The 15,652-nt window shown below is 72.5% G+C and carries 18 protein-coding genes; 14 read left to right on the top strand and 4 right to left on the bottom strand.

The genetic code is table 11. From position 1 onward, the window contains the following. Nucleotides 1-9 precede the first annotated feature (9 nt). The 3 genes from ACF1ED_RS32685 to ACF1ED_RS32675 form a co-directional block, all read right to left on the bottom strand. A complete protein-coding gene (locus ACF1ED_RS32685; RefSeq protein WP_391766691.1) occupies nt 10-1,095 on the bottom strand; it encodes a S1C family serine protease in 1,086 nt (361 codons plus the stop codon). Between the two features lie 134 nt (nt 1,096-1,229). Beyond that, entirely contained in the window at nt 1,230-2,252 is a 1,023-nt protein-coding gene (locus ACF1ED_RS32680; RefSeq protein ID WP_043229727.1) for a LacI family DNA-binding transcriptional regulator, read from the bottom strand. 72 nt (nt 2,253-2,324) lie between these two features. After that, on the bottom strand, nt 2,325-3,152 hold the full coding sequence (locus tag ACF1ED_RS32675; RefSeq protein WP_391766688.1) for a response regulator transcription factor: 828 nt from the start codon (nt 3,150-3,152) through the stop codon (nt 2,325-2,327). 253 nt (nt 3,153-3,405) lie between these two features. On the opposite strand from ACF1ED_RS32675, the gene ACF1ED_RS32670 reads away from it, so the two are divergent. From ACF1ED_RS32670 to ACF1ED_RS32640, 7 genes are all read left to right on the top strand, one after another. Further along, complete coding sequence (locus ACF1ED_RS32670) at nt 3,406-4,224, top strand: alpha/beta hydrolase (protein ID WP_391766686.1); 819 nt, start codon at nt 3,406-3,408, stop codon at nt 4,222-4,224. Between the two features lie 45 nt (nt 4,225-4,269). After that, entirely contained in the window at nt 4,270-4,524 is a 255-nt protein-coding gene (locus tag ACF1ED_RS32665; protein WP_150229954.1) for a MoaD/ThiS family protein, read from the top strand. A gap of 10 nt (nt 4,525-4,534) precedes the next feature. Further along, nucleotides 4,535-5,782 carry a hypothetical protein gene (locus ACF1ED_RS32660; protein WP_391766684.1) on the top strand — a complete coding sequence of 416 codons (1,248 nt, stop codon included), beginning with the start codon at nt 4,535-4,537 and terminating at the stop codon, nt 5,780-5,782. 125 nt (nt 5,783-5,907) lie between these two features. Then, on the top strand, nt 5,908-6,594 hold the full coding sequence (locus tag ACF1ED_RS32655) for a DUF2993 domain-containing protein (protein ID WP_391766682.1): 687 nt from the start codon (nt 5,908-5,910) through the stop codon (nt 6,592-6,594). 450 nt (nt 6,595-7,044) lie between these two features. Beyond that, a complete protein-coding gene (locus ACF1ED_RS32650) occupies nt 7,045-7,890 on the top strand; it encodes a sulfurtransferase (protein ID WP_391766680.1) in 846 nt (281 codons plus the stop codon). Nucleotides 7,891-7,924: 34 nt separating this feature from the next. Continuing rightward, entirely contained in the window at nt 7,925-8,215 is a 291-nt protein-coding gene (locus ACF1ED_RS32645; RefSeq protein WP_043226222.1) for a DUF1416 domain-containing protein, read from the top strand. Nucleotides 8,216-8,452: 237 nt separating this feature from the next. Next, nucleotides 8,453-8,719: a DUF3099 domain-containing protein gene (locus tag ACF1ED_RS32640; protein ID WP_391766678.1), complete on the top strand. Its 267-nt coding sequence runs from the start codon at nt 8,453-8,455 to the stop codon at nt 8,717-8,719. A gap of 10 nt (nt 8,720-8,729) precedes the next feature. Here the strand turns inward: ACF1ED_RS32640 and ACF1ED_RS32635 are convergent, their stop codons facing one another. Beyond that, the gene (locus tag ACF1ED_RS32635; RefSeq protein ID WP_391766676.1) at nt 8,730-9,092 is read right to left on the bottom strand and encodes a DsrE family protein; all 363 of its coding nucleotides are present in this window, start codon (nt 9,090-9,092) and stop codon (nt 8,730-8,732) included. Nucleotides 9,093-9,239: 147 nt separating this feature from the next. On the opposite strand from ACF1ED_RS32635, the gene ACF1ED_RS32630 reads away from it, so the two are divergent. The 7 genes from ACF1ED_RS32630 to ACF1ED_RS32600 all read left to right on the top strand — a co-directional run bounded on the left by ACF1ED_RS32630 (nt 9,240) and on the right by ACF1ED_RS32600 (nt 15,651). After that, nucleotides 9,240-10,019, top strand: coding sequence for a hypothetical protein (locus ACF1ED_RS32630; RefSeq protein WP_391766674.1), 780 nt, complete (start codon nt 9,240-9,242; stop codon nt 10,017-10,019). Nucleotides 10,020-10,036: 17 nt separating this feature from the next. Further along, nucleotides 10,037-10,846: a hypothetical protein gene (locus ACF1ED_RS32625; RefSeq protein ID WP_391766672.1), complete on the top strand. Its 810-nt coding sequence runs from the start codon at nt 10,037-10,039 to the stop codon at nt 10,844-10,846. Continuing rightward, entirely contained in the window at nt 10,843-11,787 is a 945-nt protein-coding gene (locus tag ACF1ED_RS32620) for a hypothetical protein (RefSeq protein ID WP_391766670.1), read from the top strand. The genes ACF1ED_RS32625 and ACF1ED_RS32620 overlap by 4 nt, the downstream gene beginning before the upstream one ends. Nucleotides 11,788-12,063: 276 nt before the next feature. Further along, on the top strand, nt 12,064-12,636 hold the full coding sequence (locus tag ACF1ED_RS32615) for an FABP family protein (protein WP_043226217.1): 573 nt from the start codon (nt 12,064-12,066) through the stop codon (nt 12,634-12,636). A gap of 290 nt (nt 12,637-12,926) precedes the next feature. After that, nucleotides 12,927-14,189, top strand: coding sequence for an RNA-guided endonuclease InsQ/TnpB family protein (locus ACF1ED_RS32610; RefSeq protein ID WP_391766668.1), 1,263 nt, complete (start codon nt 12,927-12,929; stop codon nt 14,187-14,189). 49 nt (nt 14,190-14,238) lie between these two features. Further along, the gene (locus tag ACF1ED_RS32605) at nt 14,239-14,676 is read left to right on the top strand and encodes a Fur family transcriptional regulator (RefSeq protein WP_043226216.1); all 438 of its coding nucleotides are present in this window, start codon (nt 14,239-14,241) and stop codon (nt 14,674-14,676) included. 9 nt (nt 14,677-14,685) lie between these two features. After that, nucleotides 14,686-15,651: a YgfZ/GcvT domain-containing protein gene (locus ACF1ED_RS32600; protein ID WP_391766666.1), complete on the top strand. Its 966-nt coding sequence runs from the start codon at nt 14,686-14,688 to the stop codon at nt 15,649-15,651. Nucleotide 15,652: the final 1 nt, after the last annotated feature.

The raw sequence follows: 15,652 nt of genomic DNA, 5'->3' as shown, positions 1-15,652 counted from the left end.
GCCACGCGCTCAGCTCTGGCCGCCGGAGCGGAGGGCCTCCAGGTCGGCCTTGAGGGTGTTCACCGGGATGGCGAATCCGAGGCCGACGCTGCCGGCCGTGGAGCCGCTCGAAGAACTGGGCGAATACATGGCTGAATTGATCCCGATGATCTCGCCGTTCATATCGATCAGCGCGCCGCCGGAATTCCCGGGGTTGAGCGAGGCGTCGGTCTGCAGCGCCTTGTAGGTGGTCTTCGAGGAGCCGGTGTCGCCGTTGAACTGCTGTCCGCCGAATTCGAAGGGCCAGCCCTGCCGCGGGTCCCACTGCTGGTCCTGGCCCTGGCCGCTGCCGGAGTCCTCGGTGTCCTTGGCCACGGTGACGTCCCGGTCGAGGGCGGAGACGATGCCGCTGGTGACGGTGCCGGTGAGGCCCTCGGGGGAGCCGATGGCGACGACCTCGTCGCCGACCCTCACCTTGGAGGAGTCGCCGAGGGTGGCGGCCTTGAGGCCCGAGGCGTCCTTGAGCTTGATGAGGGCGAGGTCCTTGTCGGGGTCCTTGCCGACGACCTCGGCCCGGTAGGTCTTGCCGTCGCTGGTCCGCACGGTGATCTCGGAGGCGCCGGAGATCACGTGGTTGTTGGTGACGATCTCGCCGTCGCCGGTGATGATCACTCCGGAACCGGTCGACTTGCCGGAGGTGGAGCTCGCGGAGATCTCCACGATGGAGGGGGAGACGGCCTCGGCGACCCCGGCGACCGTGCCGGTGCTGCTCGCGGAGACGTTGGTGCCGCTCACCACGGAGGAGGCGGCGGTGGTGGCGGGGGAGTCCGAGGTCAGCTGCTGCACCAGGGTCGCGGTGCCGCCGCCGATCGCCGCCGCCGCGATGGCCACGGCCGCCATCAGGCCGACGCCGCGCTTGGCGCGCCGCCGGGAGACGGCCCCGGCGGGCGCGGGAGCGGCCGTCGCGTACGCCGGATCGGCCGGGGGCGGGGTGGAGCCGCCGCCGGACCCGGACGGCCACACGGTGGTGCCCGGCTCGGTGGTGATCGGCCGCGTCGGCTCGTACGGCGGGCGCGGCGGGTAGTACGGCTGCTGGGGCTGCGTGTGGTCCGTCATGGCAATGACTCTCGGACCGGGAGATGAGAACGGTCTGAGGACCGGCTGAGAAGCCCGACAGAACCCTGTATGCCCGAAATAAAGACCGGTGGGGGGCGGGGTCGGCCGCCGGGGGCGGCCCCGCCCGCGACGGGTCAGTGGCAGCCGCAGGAGCGGCGGACGACCAGGGCCGAGGGGAACTGCTTGACGCGCTCGCGGCGGGAGCCGTTGACGCGGACCGCGTCGTCGAGGACGAGGTCGACGGCGGCCCGGGCCATCGCCGGGCGGTCGGAGAAGACGGTGGTCAGCGGCGGGTCGGTGAGCGCCGCCTCCTTCACGTCGTCGAAGCCCGCCACCGCCAGCTCGGTCGGCACGTCGATGCGCAGCTCGCGGGCGGCCCGCAGCACGCCGAAGGCCTGGTCGTCGGTGGAGCAGAAGATGGCCGGCGGCCGGTCCGGGCCGGCCAGCAGCTTCAGGGCCACCTGGTAGGCGTCGTAGCGGTTGTACGGGGCCTCGAAGAGCCGGCCCTCGGTGGAGCGGCCGGCCTCCTGCATGGCGCGCCGCCAGCCCTCGACGTGGTCCGCGACGGGGTCGCCGACGGCCGGGGTGTTGGGGACGCCGCCGAGGCACGCCACGTACGGGTGGCCGTGCTCCAGGAGGTGCCGGGTGGCGAGCTGGGCGCCGCCGATGTCGTCGGTGACGACGGCGACGTCGTCGATGGCCTCGGGCCGCTCGTGCAGCAGCACCACGCGCGCGTCCCAGGCCTCGATCTCGCTCGCGGCCTGCTCGCTCATGCCCTGGCTGACCAGGATCAGGCCGGAGACCCGCATGCCGAGGAAGGCCCGCAGGTAGTGGATCTCGCGCTCGGTGCGGTAGTCGGAGTTGCCGACCAGGACCATCTTCCCGCGCTCGGCGGCGGCCTGCTCGACCGCGTGCGCCATCTCCGCGAAGAAGGGCTGGCGCGCGTCCGGGACGATCATGCCTATGAGGTCGGTGCGCCGGGACGCCATCGCCTGGGCCACCCGGTCGGGCCGGTACCCCAGCTCCTTGATGGCGGCGAGGACACGCTCGCGCGTGGCCGGGGCGACCGGCCGGGGTCCGTTGTTGATCACGTAACTCACGACCGCGGTCGAAGTACCCGCCAGTCGCGCTACGTCATCCCGCGTCACCTTGGCCACGCGCGGAAGTCTACGCGGGGTGACCTACCTACCGGCAGGTCGCACTGTGGCGTACGCCACGTTACCGTCCCCCTAACGGGTGGTGTCGGCCGTGGCGCCCTTGACTCCGGCGGCGGAACGGGCCGCTCCACGGGGGTTCTGTCCCGCTTCCTCCCCGTTCGTCCCGCCGGACTCCCCGGCCGCCGTCTTCGCCTCCTTGGCGCGGGCCTCCTCGGCGGCCCGCTCCACCTTCTCGGGCGTGACGAAGCGGTATCCCACATTGCGGACGGTGCCGATCAGCGACTCGTGCTCCGGGCCCAGCTTCGCGCGCAGCCGCCGCACGTGGACGTCGACCGTACGGGTGCCGCCGAAGTAGTCGTACCCCCACACCTCCTGGAGCAGCTGCGCCCGGGTGAAGACCCGGCCGGGATGCTGCGCCAGGTACTTCAGCAGCTCGAACTCCTTGAAGGTCAGGTCCAGGACCCGGCCCTTCAGCTTGGCGCTGTACGTCGCCTCGTCCACCGACAGGTCGCCGTTGCGGATCTCCATCGGGGAGTCGTCCGCGACGATCTGCTGGCGGCCCAGGGCGAGCCGCAGCCGCGCCTCGACCTCGGCCGGGCCGGCCGTGTCGAGCAGGACGTCGTCGATCCCCCAGTCCGCCGTGACGGCCGCCAGACCGCCCTCCGTGACCACCAGGACCAGCGGACAGCCGGGGCCGGTGGAGCGCAGCAGCTGGCAGAGCGAGCGGACCTGCGGCAGATCGCGCCGGCCGTCGACGAGGATCACGTCGGCACCGGGGGTGTCGACCAGTGCCGGGCCCTCGGCCGGCGCCACCCGCACGTTGTGCAGCAGCAGCCCGAGGGCGGGCAGCACCTCGGTGGACGGCTGGAGGGCGTTCGTGAGGAGCAGCAGAGAACTCATCGGGCCCCTCCCCCCGCCAGGGTCGGCCGGCTCGTCGGTCGGTCGTGCTTCGTGCGCTCGTCCATGACGTCGGTTCCTCCTCGGTCCCTGCGAGGACATCTGCGGTACTGCTCGGGTACTGCGGCACTGCGGGTCTCACGTGCGGCTCCCGCGCCCTGAGAGCCTTTGTTCATCCGTCCGTAACAACGGCCGGAAAACGCAAAAGGACCCGGTGGCGACATCGCCCGGATCCCTTCCCAGGAGAATAGCCCACATGAGTTCCGAGGCGGAGGGCCGATTTCACATGATGGATGTCTCCTCGCTCACTTCCGGACCTCGCCGCGCAATCCTCCGGGCGGAGGACGGCGTCCGTATCGAGGCGGTGTACGAACCCTCACCCGCCAGTGTCACCGACACGGCCGTCGTCGTCGCGCACGGCTTCACCGGGTCCCTCGAACGGCCCGCCGTCCGGCGCGCCGCCGCCGTCCTCGGCCGGCACGCCGCCGCCGTCGTCACCTTCTCCTTCCGCGGCCACGGCGGCTCCGGCGGCCTCTCCACCCTCGGCGACCGCGAGGTCCTCGACCTCGCCGCCGCCGTCCGCTGGGCCCGTGAGCAGGGCCACGCGCGCGTGGCGACCCTCGGCTTCTCCATGGGCGGCTCCGTCGTCCTGCGGCAGGCCGCCCTCGACCGCTCCGCGCCCACCGGACCCGACGCGGTCGCCGCCGTCTCCGCCCCCGCCCGCTGGTACTACCGGGGGACGGCCCCGATGCGCCGCCTCCACTGGATGGTCACCAGCCCCACCGGCCGGCTCGTCGGCCGCTACGGGCTCCGCACCCGCGTCGACGCCCGCCCCTGGGACCCCGTCCCGCTGCCGCCCTTCGAGGCCGTCCCGCTGATCGCCCCCGTCCCGCTGCTCCTCGTCCACGGCGACCGGGACGCCTACTTCCCCCTCGACCACCCGCGGATGCTCGCCGCGGCCGCCCCCGCCGGCGCCCCGGCGGAGCTGTGGCTGGAGCCGGGCATGGGCCACGCCGAGAACGCGGCCGGCGAGGAACTGCTCGACCGGCTCGGCGCCTGGCTCGTCCGCCGATAGCCCATCATGGGGAGCGGCGCGCACACGAACGAAGGGAGCGCCGCTATGGCAGCGGGAACCATCCGCTACTGGGCCGCGGCCAAGGCCGCCGCCGGGGTCGCCGAGGAGCCGTACACCGCCGAGACCCTCGCCGAGGCCCTGGACGCCGCCCGCGCGGACCACCCGGGCGAGCTCGTCCGGGTCCTCCGGCGCTGCTCGTTCCTCGTCGACGGCGACCCGGTCGGCACCCGGAGCCATGAGACCGTACGGCTTGCCGAGGGCGGCACGGTCGAGGTGCTCCCCCCGTTCGCAGGAGGGTGAACCCCACAGCATGAGCAACGACCAGCGGTACGGCGGCCCGCCGCACGACCCGAACGCGTACGACCCCTCGGTCACCCAGACCTGGGAGGGCCAGACCTGGGACACCACGTACCAGCCGGCGGTCCGCCCGGAGGACGCGTACGGGCACGCGGCCCACCAGCAGGCCCAGGCCCCGGCCCCGCAGCAGCCGTACGCGTACGGGCAGGAGGCGTACCCGCAGGCCCACCCCCAGGCGTACGCCCAGCCGGAGCCGTACCCGCAGGCCTACGCGCAGCCGCAGCCGGAGGCGTACGCCCAGCCGGAGCCGCTGCCGTACGCCCAGCCGGAGCCGCTGCCGTACGCCCAGCCGCAGCACCAGCCGGAGCCGCAGCACCAGCCGGAGCCCTACGCGCAGGCGTACGTCCGGCCCGAGGCCCACGAGCCGGTGCCGGAGCCCGCGCAGGCTCCCGCGCCCGCCGCCGGGCCCGCGTACTCCTCGCCGACCACCTCCGGGAACACCCGCGTCACCGACGCCCAGCGCGCCCGGGCCGAGGGACGGTCGCCGATCATCGAGCCGGGGATGCGGCCCGCCGTGCTGACCGCCGCGCTCGGGCTGCTGCTCGCCGGCGGCGCCGCGCTCGGCGCGTACGGGCTCCTCCTGCCGCTGGTCGCGCTCCAGGGCCTGACCGCCGCCGGCTGGTTCCGGCTCAACGGCATGTGGCCCGCCCGGCAGGGCATCGCCCTCGCCTTCCTCGGCGGGCTCGTCGCCGACGCCGCCCTCCTCGCCACCGGCCGCGAGCACGCCGCCCCCGCGATCCTCGGCACCCTCGGCGTCTGGGTCCTGCTCAGCCTGGTGCTCCAGCTGCGCAGCCACGCCGACCCCGACGAGCGGATGTACGGCCTCATGGCCACCATCGCCTCGGCGGCCCTGACCGTCCTCGCCGCCGGGCACCTCGGCGCCGAACCGGACGCCGTGGTGGCCGGTTCAGCCGCGGTCGCCGCGACCGTCCTCGCCCGCGCGCTCCCGCTGCCCGGGCCCGTCTCGCTCGTCGTCTCGCTGCTGGCGGGCGCCGGCGCGGGCATCGCCGCCGGCTCCTTCGGCGGCATGGGGACCTCCGGGGCGCTCCTGGGCCTCGCCGCCGGCGTCTGCGCGCTCGTCGGGCTGCGGGTGGCCAGCTACGACTACCCGTCCCGCTTCGTGCACATGACGGCCGGCGTGGCCCTGCCGCTGACGGCCGCCGCGCCCGCCGTGTACCTTCTCGGCCGCGCCCTGGTCTGAGCGGAGACCGCACCGGCCGGGAGCGCCCGGGAACCGCCCGGCCCCCCGACACGTCGATCTTGTGTCGGGGGGCCGGCACGCAGCACCGGAACACCGAGGAACTGGCGACGGGGGAAGAGACAGCCATGCGAGCACTGCGGATCCTGCTGGTCGTGGCCGTGGTCCTGGGCGGTGTCCTGCTGGGCGCCGACCGGCTCGCCGCCACCTGGGCCGAGTCCGAGGTCGCGGGACGCGCCTCGCTCGCCGGCGGGAGGACCGATTCCGTCGAGGTCGACATCAAGGGCTTCCCCTTCCTCACCCAGGCCGCCGACAAGCGCTTCGGCGAGGTCGAGGTGGTCGCGAAGGGCGTCCACACCCAGGCCGGCGGCAAGCCCGTCCGGATCGGCGAACTCACCCTCGCCCTGCGGGAGGTGACCGTCACCGGCGACTGGGAGGGCTTCCGGGCCGGCACGGCGGACGGGACGGCGCTCATCTCCTACGCGGACCTGGTCGCCGCCTCCGAGCGCGCGACCGCCATGGAGTACGGCGGGCCCGGCAAGGTGAAGGTGACGGGCAGCGTCACGGTCCTGGGCCGCAAGGTGACCCGCACCGTCGTGTCCTCGGTCACGCTGGTGGACGGCGGCACCGTCAAGGTCCGCGCCGACGAGGTGCCCGGCGAGGGCCTCCCCTTCCTGGAGGACCTGATCCGCGAGCGCACCGACTTCGAGCGCCCGCTCGGCCGCGTCGCCGGCATGCGGGTCGCCGAGGTCGAGCCCCGGCCGGAGGGCCTGGCGGTGACGGTGACCGGCCGGGACGTCGCCGTCGCGGGCTGACCGGGACCCGTCTCCGGCGGCCCGAACGGCCGGTTTTCACATACTGAGACGGCCGCGTCCGATCCGCAGAAGCGCGGGGTGGACGGCGGTGGGGCGGGGGCCGCGGGCCCGCTCCGGCCCCTCTCTCGTCTCGCATATCGGACGATCGCGTCTCACCATGCGACACGCCGGTGACACGGTCGCCTGTCCGTCCCTACGATCGACGGCATGAAGCGACAGGCGGAACTCACGAAGCGGCGGGCAGTAGACCTGTGCCGCATCGCCGCCATGCTCTGTCGCTCCGTCTGAGCGGGACGCGCTCCGCGCCCGTATTCCCCGGCCCGTCCGACCCGCCCGGTCGGGGCCGAACCGCGCGGCGCCACGCCGTCGGGCGCCTGCCACGACGCGTACCCGCCCACGCAGCCCCACCCCGCACCACCCCGCCGCACACTGCCCCGGAGGAGAAACAGCATGGCTCGCAGCGACGTACTGGTCGACGCCGACTGGGTCGAGGCCAACCTCGACAACCCGGCCGTCGCGATCGTCGAGGTCGACGAGGACACCGCCGCCTACGACAAGAACCACATCAAGAACGCGATCCGGATCGACTGGACCAAGGACCTCCAGGACCCGGTCCGCCGCGACTTCATCGACCAGGAGGGCTTCGAGAAGCTCCTCTCGGCCAAGGGCATCGGCAACGACACCACGGTCGTCCTCTACGGCGGCAACAACAACTGGTTCGCCTCCTACGCCTACTGGTACTTCAAGCTCTACGGCCACCAGGACGTGAAGCTCCTCGACGGCGGCCGCAAGAAGTGGGAGCTCGACTCCCGCGACCTGGTCGACGGCTCCGAGGTCCCGGCCCGCCCGGCCACCCAGTACAAGGCCCAGCCCCAGGACGTCTCGATCCGCGCCTTCCGCGACGACGTCGTGGCCGCGATCGGCACCCAGAACCTGGTCGACGTCCGCTCGCCCGACGAGTTCTCCGGCAAGCTGCTCGCCCCCGCCCACCTCCCGCAGGAGCAGTCGCAGCGCCCGGGCCACGTCCCGTCCGCCCGCAACATCCCGTGGTCGAAGAACGCCAACGACGACGGCACCTTCAAGTCCGACGACGACCTCAAGGCCCTCTACGAGGCCGAGCAGGTCGACCTGGCGAAGGACACCGTCGCCTACTGCCGCATCGGCGAGCGCTCCGCGCTCACCTGGTTCGTCCTGCACGAGCTGCTGGAGGTCCCGAACGTCAAGAACTACGACGGCTCCTGGACCGAGTACGGCTCCCTCGTCGGCGTGCCGATCGAGCTCGGCGCCAACAAGTAAGAGACTCCCCTCGCGACAGGACAGGACAGAGAACATGTGTGGAGCACAGGTCGGCGGCCCCGACGTCAGCACGCTCAAGCCCGGTGAGACGGCCATCCAGGGCCAGGTGACCAAGGACGGCGAGCCCGTCACCGGTTACGTCCGCCTCCTGGACTCCTCCGGCGAGTTCACCGCCGAGGTCCCCACCTCCGCCACCGGTCAGTTCCGCTTCTACGCGGCCACCGGCGAGTGGACCCTCCGGGCCCTCGTCCCCGGCGCCCAGGCCGACCGCAAGGTCGTCGTCACCGAGACGGGCAGCCTGACGGACGTCGCCATCGCGGTCTGATCCGCGCACGCCGCGCGAGCGGCACCCGAACGGCCGGAGGGCCGTGCCTCCTGGGGGGTTGGACGCCTATTCCAGGACTTGAGGCACGGCCCTCCGGTCTGTGTTCTTTCGGCGTGCCTCGCACCGCTCGGCGCCTGGGCGCCTCCCGGGCTTCGGCTCGCTGCGGCGGCCTCCGGCCGCCGGGCCGCCGGTCGTCGTCGCCTGTCCGGCGGCCGGGCGCGGTCGTACGCTGGAGGTGTGTACGCGCGGCGTCGGCACGTCTACTTCTGGATGATGGGTGCCTGCCTGGTGCTTTTCGTGGGCGCCTGGGCCGTGGTGCGGCTCTTCTCCATGCCGGCGGCCATCGGGATGTGCGTGGTGGCCATGGTGATCCCGCCGGTGGCCGCGGTGGTCGCGAACCGGCGGGGCCCCGAGGACCGGTGGTGGGACGACCCCTCGGGCGACCCGCAGTCGGACGAGTGGTGGGACGAGCTCGACGGCAGGAAGCGCGGGCCGCGGGAGTAGTCCGGCCGGGTCAGTAGACGAGCGCCTGCGTGCCGTCGGCGAGGGCCTCCTGGACGAAGACCTGCGCACCGGCGATGCGGACGCCCTCCAGGACGTCCTGTTCGGTGATCTCGCGGCGGGCGGCGCACTGGGTGCAGAGGGTGATGCGGCCCGCCGCCAGGATCGAGTCGATCAGGTCGGGCAGGGGGGCCGCGTGCGGGAGGTCGAACTCGGCGGCCCTGCCCGGGAGGGCGAACCACGAGGACTCGCCGGTCAGCCACAGGGACACCTCGACGCCGCTCGCGACGGCTACGGCGGCCACGGTGAAGGCCTGGGAGCAGCGTTCCGGGGCGTCGGCCCCGGCGGTCACCTTGATCACGAGCTTCTTCGCCATATACCGAACTGTAATGCGAGGCCGTGCAACTTCATGCGTGCCTCACGGGTCAGGTGGATGCGCGGATCGCGGAATCCGTCCTTCTAGTCTCGTGGGGGGACTTTCTTGGAAGCCTCGGAAGCGGTTGAAACCGCTCAGAACACCCCGGTGCCCGCACCGGATCCCGGCCCGGAGCCGCCCGCGCGGTCGGTTCCCGGCCGCGGCCGCCGACTGGCACGCACGGCCGGGCTGATCGCCGTCGCCGCCGTCATCGGCCTCGTCGGCGGCACCGCCGTCGGCTACGGCATCCAGGCCGAGCGGGAGCCGACGCCGCTCCCGCCGCTGAACCAGCCGGGGCTCGCGTACCCGGCGAAGCCGCTGCCGAAGGGGCAGGAGCCCACGCCGCTGCCCGCCTCCGAGGACCGCCAGGCCAAGGCCCGGGGCGACCTGCGGAAGCTGCTGGTGCCGAAGCCCGCCGGCGCGAAGGAGGACCGGTACGCGGACAACGTCGACGGCTGGATGTCGGCGGCCTCCTTCGCCTCGGACTTCGAGAACCCCGGCGGCGCCCTCGGCTACCAGCTGGAGCTCGACCTCCGGCGGGTCGCCGCGACCTCCTGGGCCTCGGGCGAGCACCGCCGCACCGAGGTCCGGCTCGTGCAGTACCGCGCGGGCACCGAGCTCGGCGCGCGGGACCACACCCTGGACCAGCAGGACTACATGCCCGACGAGGACTACGCCCGCAGCGACGGCGTGGAACTCAAGGGCTCCACCAACGGCCGCTACTACGTCTTCCCCGTGGAGCGGAAGGCCGGGTACCTGGACTCCTACCAGGCCCGGGCCTACTTCCACCGGGGCGACATCGCGGTCGAGATCTTCATCTTCGACACCAAGAAGATCTCCGAGAAGGACATCCGTTCGCTGGCCGAGCGACAGCTGGGGCGCCTGTGAGTGAGGACCGGAACGACGTGACCGAACCCGCGGAGCTGCCCCCGGCGGAGCAGGCCGGGAAGAAGAGGGGCCTCGGGCGGGTGCTGCTGCGGGTCGTGCTGCCCTCCGTGCTCGTCCTCGGACTGATCGGCGGCGGTGTCACCTACACCCTGCTCACCGTCGGCTCCGCCGACCGCACCTCGCCCACCCGGGTCTGGGGCCCGACGGAGAAGACCGCGCGGGACCGCGACCCCGCCGCCGGCCTGGAGCGCGGCAGGACCGCGACGCCGCTGAGCCGGCTGCTGCTGCCGCTGCCGGACGGCTACGAGTTCGGCCCCGACCAGGAGCTGTACGGCAACGACGGCGAGCTCGGCGCCGCCGAGGCGACCGCGCTGATGAAGCAGGCGGGCGAGGGGCTCTCCGGGAAGAAGCGCCGCGCCTTCGAGAAGGAGATCGACAAGCTCGGGCTCCAGGGCGTCGGGGTGCGCTCCTTCGCCGACCCCGACAACGGTCTGGAGGTCTCCTTCACGGTCACGAGCATGAAGGACAAGAAGCAGGTCCGGAGCAGCTACCGGCTCCGCAAGGACATCCTGGAGTTCCTGGAGTTCCCGAAGGGGCCCAAGGTCCAGGGGCACAAGAACGCCGTCTGCCACATGACGCCCCAGGACGAGGAGCTGGACAAGAAGGAGCGGGCCGAGGAACTGGACCGGATGGTCTGCCTCGCGTACGACTCCGAGGTCCTCGTCACCATGACGGCGTCGGGCGCCAAGCCGTTCGACAAGGCGCGCGTGGCGAAGCTGATGACGCGGCAGCTCGACCACATCGCATCCCCGGGGGAGTACGTATGACCGAGCAGGCCCAGATCGAGACCGGGACCGGGACCGGCGCCGAGGCCGCCCCCGCCCCCGTCCCCGAGGCCGGAAGCCCGGTGCCCGAGCGGGCCGGATCCGTGGACGCGGACACCCCCTCCGTCCCCGTCCCCGTCACCGCCGTGGACCCCGTCGCCGAGCCCGCCCCCGCTCCCGCCCCCAAGAAGTCCCGGCGGGTGCTCCGGGGGATCCTCCGGTGGACCGCCGCCGTGCTCGTCTGCGGAGGGGTCGGGGCCGGGGCGGCCATGGGGATCACCGCCATGGAGCGCACCGACGTGCCGGGGCTCGCGACCGAGTCCGACGGGCGCTGGGAGTACCCGGAGCTCACGCTCCCGGCGCTGCCGGAGGGCGTCCAGCGGCCGTTCACCGACGGCAACGAGGCCGAGGTCCACCACACCGATGTGCGGAAGCTGCTGCTCCCCGCACCGGCCGGGGCGACCGTCGACCCGAAGCTGAAGGGCGGCTGGGCCGGGGTCGACTCCTACCTCGCGGAGCTGGCCGAGCAGGACCGGGGCGAGGTGAAGGCGTACCTGGCCGACTCGGCGCTCCGGCACGTCGCCGCGCGCGGCTGGACCACGCCCGACGGCACCAGCACCCGGATCCACCTGCTGCGCTTCTCGTCGGTGGCCTTCGCGGAGGACTTCAAGGACGAGACGGCCCGCCGGCTCGTCAGGAGCGAGTGGCTGCCCGTCGGCGTCGAGACGCAGGAGGCCGACGCGGGCACCACCCAGGACGTGGAGGTGCCGTACCTCGCGGTCTACGCGTACAAGGAGGCGGAGCCGTACGGCCCGCGGCAGACCCGGTGGTCGCTCATCCAGGCCGGTGACACCTTCGCGGTGGTCACCCAGACGCGGAAGGGCGGCACGCTGACCGTGCCCTTCCAGCAGACCGTCGCGCTCCAGGCGCAGCTGCTGGGCTGACGGCCGCGTCCGTACCGGTGCTTGATCGCCGGCGAGACCCACCTCACCGAGTGGGCCGGGCCCCCGCCCACTAAGCTGGGGTCCGGCCCGTTCCGCCTTCACCCTCAGCCGAGGAGCACCCCGTGATCGTTTTCTTCGAGACCCTGCTGGTCCTGGTCGCCGTCGGCGTGCTCGCCTTCGCCGGTCTGACCGTGAAGAAGCTGTACCAGGGCCAGCGCTGACCTTCCGGTTCCCCCTCCTTCACCGATCCCCCTTCACAGATCGTCTGAGTCGCTCATGATCCAGATCCCGTCCGACCTCAACCCGGACCTCGTCCCGCTCGCGTTCCTCCTCGGGACCTGGGAGGGCGCCGGCGTGTCCGACTTCCCCGGCGCCGAGAAGTGCAACTTCGGCCAGTCCGTGACCTTCAGCCACGACGGCCGGGACTTCCTGGAGTACCACTCGCACTCCTGGGTCCTCGACAACGAGGGGAACAAGGTCCGCCCGCTGGAGAGCGAGAGCGGCTTCTGGCGGATCGACAAGGACCGCAAGGTCGAGGTCGTCATGGTCCGCGACGACGGCGTCGTGGAGGTCTGGTACGGCGAGCTCGCCGACCAGAAGCCGCAGATCGACCTGGCGACCGACGCCGTGGCCCGCACCGCGGCCTCCGGCCCGTACAGCGGCGGCAAGCGCCTCTACGGCTACGTGAAGAGCGACCTCATGTGGGTCGGCGAGAAGGCGACCCCCGAGGTCCCGCTCCGCCCCTACATGTCGGCGCACCTGAAGAAGGTCGTCACCCCGGAAGAGGTCGCCGAGATGGCCCGCAACCTCCCCGACATGCCGGACGACGGCATCGCCTTCTTCAAGTAGGACCCGCAGGCTTCCCGAGGGCCCGCCGACGCTGTCGGCGGGCCCTCGGGCACATCCCTCCCAGCCACCCGTACGGGACCGGCCGTACGGACGGAACGCCGACATCAATGATCATCCGATGCCGGACCGGTGACACGAGTTCGCATGAACGCGCAGGTGGCGGCCGGTATGTCGAAGCCTCCTGTCATCGGGGCCGGATGGCCGAGGCGGCCGGGTAGCGTCGTAGCCGCCGGTTGAGCGGGGGCGTCCCCGCCGTCGCCTGTCGGATGTACGAGTGGTGGGCAGGGAGATTGGAACGTCAGCGTGGCTGCAAGACCAAGGTGTACTTCACCCCCGCCCAATTCGCTGCAGCCGAGGACCAAGGACATGCGGCCCGCGCGCTGTGGAACCTCGTCCACGACTGGTGGACGATGCTTCCCAAGGAGCGCCGCAACCTGACCGCCGCCGACGAGGCGATCCGGCAGGGCCGCAAGGATCTTCCCTGGCTCGGTGTTCTCCCCGCTCAAGCGGCGCAGGCCGTGCTGAAGACGTACTTCCAGGCGTGGAAGAACTGCTGGGGCGGCCGCTCCCGGCCCCCGAACTTCAAGGGCCGTTTTCGCTCGCGCACGGCCATCGACATCCCGCAGGGCCGTGACCTCCGGATCGTCCGGCTGAACCGGAGATGGGGGCGCATGTGGGCACCGAAGATCGGGCACGTCCGGTTCCGCTGGACCAGGGATCTTCCGGTCGGCAAGCGCGCGGACAAGGGCGACCGGGTCACCGGGGCCCGGCTCGTGAAGGAGGCCGACGGCTGGCATGTCGTCTTCCGCCTCCGGAGCGAGGTGCCCAACCCCGCCGGACACACCGGCCCCACGGTTGGAATCGACCGGGGCATCACCAAGCCCCTGGCCCTCTCCGACGGCACGTTCCGTGAACACGGTCCGTGGCTCACCAGGAGCGAAGCGATGCGCCTGCGCCGGCTGGAGAGGTCCAGGGAACGGAAGCGCCGTGCCCGCAAGCCAGGCGAGAAGAACTCACGCCGTCTGACGCGCACGTACGACCAGATCGCCCGGCTCCGCGCGACAGCCAAGCGCCGAGCGGTCGACTGGCAGCACAAGACCACCACCGGCATCGCCGAGACGTTCTCGCGCATCGGGGTGGAGGACCTGGCCGTCACCCACATGGTCAAGTCCGCCGCGGGAACCGTGGAAGCCCCCGGCACGGGCGTCCGCCAGAAGGCCGGGCTCAACCGGGCGATCGCCGCGGAAGCGTGGGGCCGGACGGTGACCATGCTGGAGTACAAAGCCGCGGAGCGCGGTGGTGTCGTGGTCAGGGTCCCCGCACCGAACACCTCCCGCCGCTGCTCCGCCTGCGGTGTCGTCACACCCGGGAACCGGGAGAGCCAGTCCCGCTTCGTCTGCAAGAACCCCGGCTGCGGGTTCGAGGCCAACGCGGACACCAATGCGGGCCGCAACATCGATCACGCCGCCGGGCAGGCGGTGTCAGGACGCGGAGACCTTGGGAACACCCGGTCTGTGAAGCGTCAACCACCCGCCGGGCCGCACGCGGCCTGAGGAGGGAATCCGTCGCCTGTACGGGACGGAGGATGTCAAACTGGGGGGCGTGGTGAGCACCGACTGGAAGAGCGACCTGCGGCAGCGCGGCTACCGGCTGACGCCGCAGCGCCAGCTTGTCCTGGAGGCGGTGGACGTGCTGGAGCACGCCACGCCGGACGACATCCTCGTCGAGGTGCGGAAGACCGCCTCCGGGGTGAACATCTCCACCGTGTACCGGACCCTGGAGCTCCTGGAGGAGCTCGGGCTGGTCAGCCACGCGCACCTGGGGCACGGGGCGCCGACGTACCACCTGGCGGACCGGCACCACCATCTGCACCTGGTCTGCCGGGACTGCTCGGAGGTCATCGAGGCGGACGTGGAGGTGGCCGCGGAGTTCACCGGGAAGCTGCGCGAGACCTTCGGGTTCGACACCGACATGAAGCACTTCGCGATCTTCGGCCGGTGCGCCGACTGCTCCCGCAAGGCGGCGGACGCGGAGTCGTAGGCTTTTCCCATGAAGAGCCCTTTGCTGTCCCTGCCCGGCGCCGTTCCGGCCGAAGGCCGTGACGAAGGCGTCGCCGCCCACTACGGCGACCTGTTCCGCGAGCAGCGCGCCCTCGCCGACGGCACCGGTTTCGTCGACCTCTCGCACCGGGGGGTCGTCACCGTCACCGGTGACGACCGGCTGAGCTGGCTGCACCTGCTGCTCACCCAGCACGTCAGCGACCTGCCGGCCGGCCGGGCCACCGAGGCGCTGATCCTCTCCGCGAACGGGCACATCGAGCACGCGCTCTCCCTCGTCGACGACGGCGAGACGGTCTGGGCGCACGTCGAGCCGGGTACGCGGGGCGAGCTGATCGCCTACCTGGAGTCGATGAAGTTCTTCTACCGGGTCGAGGTCGCCGACCGGACGGAGGACGTCGCCGTCGTGCACCTGCCGGCCGGATCGACCGCCGAGGCGCCGGAGGGCGTGGTGGTGCGGGAGACGGCGTACGGCCGCGACCTGTTCCTGCCGCGCGAGGAGCTGGAGTCCTTCGCCGCCGCGCACGGGCCGACCGCCGGTGTCCTCGCGTACGAGGCGCTGCGCGTGGAGGGGCACCGGCCGCGGCTCGGCTTCGAGACCGACCACCGGACGATCCCGCACGAGGTCGGGCTGATCGGCACCGCCGTGCACCTCCAGAAGGGCTGCTACCGGGGGCAGGAGACGGTCGCGCGGGTGCAGAACCTGGGCAAGCCGCCGCGCCGGCTGGTCTTCCTGCACCTGGACGGCAGCGAGGTCACGCTGCCCGCGCACGGCACGCCGCTGCGGCTGGCCGCGGACGGGCCGGACGGGCGTCAGCTCGGGTTCGTGACCACGGCGGTCCGCCATCACGAGTTGGGGCCGATCGCCCTGGCCCTGGTGAAGCGGAACGTGCCGGTGGACGCGCCGCTGGTGGCGGGGACGACGGCCGCCGCGCAGGAGACCGTCGTCGAGCCGTAGG

Origin of the sequence: Streptomyces sp. NPDC014656, assembly GCF_043084305.1 — a bacterium.
Taxonomy (GTDB): domain Bacteria; phylum Actinomycetota; class Actinomycetes; order Streptomycetales; family Streptomycetaceae; genus Streptomyces.
Note: the sequence above shows the minus strand (reverse complement) of the source record. Positions and strands in the feature narration are given on the sequence as shown.

Excerpts from the sequence above, each read along its gene's own strand:
- ACF1ED_RS32685 (WP_391766691.1), bottom strand. The coding sequence starts at position 1,095 with ATGACGGACCACACGCAGCCCCAGCAGCCGTACTACCCGCCGCGCCCG.
- ACF1ED_RS32675 (WP_391766688.1), bottom strand. The coding sequence starts at position 3,152 with ATGAGTTCTCTGCTGCTCCTCACGAACGCCCTCCAGCCGTCCACCGAG.
- ACF1ED_RS32670 (WP_391766686.1), top strand. The coding sequence starts at position 3,406 with ATGAGTTCCGAGGCGGAGGGCCGATTTCACATGATGGATGTCTCCTCG.
- ACF1ED_RS32665 (WP_150229954.1), top strand. The coding sequence starts at position 4,270 with ATGGCAGCGGGAACCATCCGCTACTGGGCCGCGGCCAAGGCCGCCGCC.
- ACF1ED_RS32660 (WP_391766684.1), top strand. The coding sequence starts at position 4,535 with ATGAGCAACGACCAGCGGTACGGCGGCCCGCCGCACGACCCGAACGCG.
- ACF1ED_RS32655 (WP_391766682.1), top strand. The coding sequence starts at position 5,908 with ATGCGAGCACTGCGGATCCTGCTGGTCGTGGCCGTGGTCCTGGGCGGT.
- ACF1ED_RS32650 (WP_391766680.1), top strand. The coding sequence starts at position 7,045 with ATGGCTCGCAGCGACGTACTGGTCGACGCCGACTGGGTCGAGGCCAAC.
- ACF1ED_RS32645 (WP_043226222.1), top strand. The coding sequence starts at position 7,925 with ATGTGTGGAGCACAGGTCGGCGGCCCCGACGTCAGCACGCTCAAGCCC.
- ACF1ED_RS32635 (WP_391766676.1), bottom strand. The coding sequence starts at position 9,092 with ATGGCGAAGAAGCTCGTGATCAAGGTGACCGCCGGGGCCGACGCCCCG.
- ACF1ED_RS32620 (WP_391766670.1), top strand. The coding sequence starts at position 10,843 with ATGACCGAGCAGGCCCAGATCGAGACCGGGACCGGGACCGGCGCCGAG.
- ACF1ED_RS32615 (WP_043226217.1), top strand. The coding sequence starts at position 12,064 with ATGATCCAGATCCCGTCCGACCTCAACCCGGACCTCGTCCCGCTCGCG.
- ACF1ED_RS32600 (WP_391766666.1), top strand. The coding sequence starts at position 14,686 with ATGAAGAGCCCTTTGCTGTCCCTGCCCGGCGCCGTTCCGGCCGAAGGC.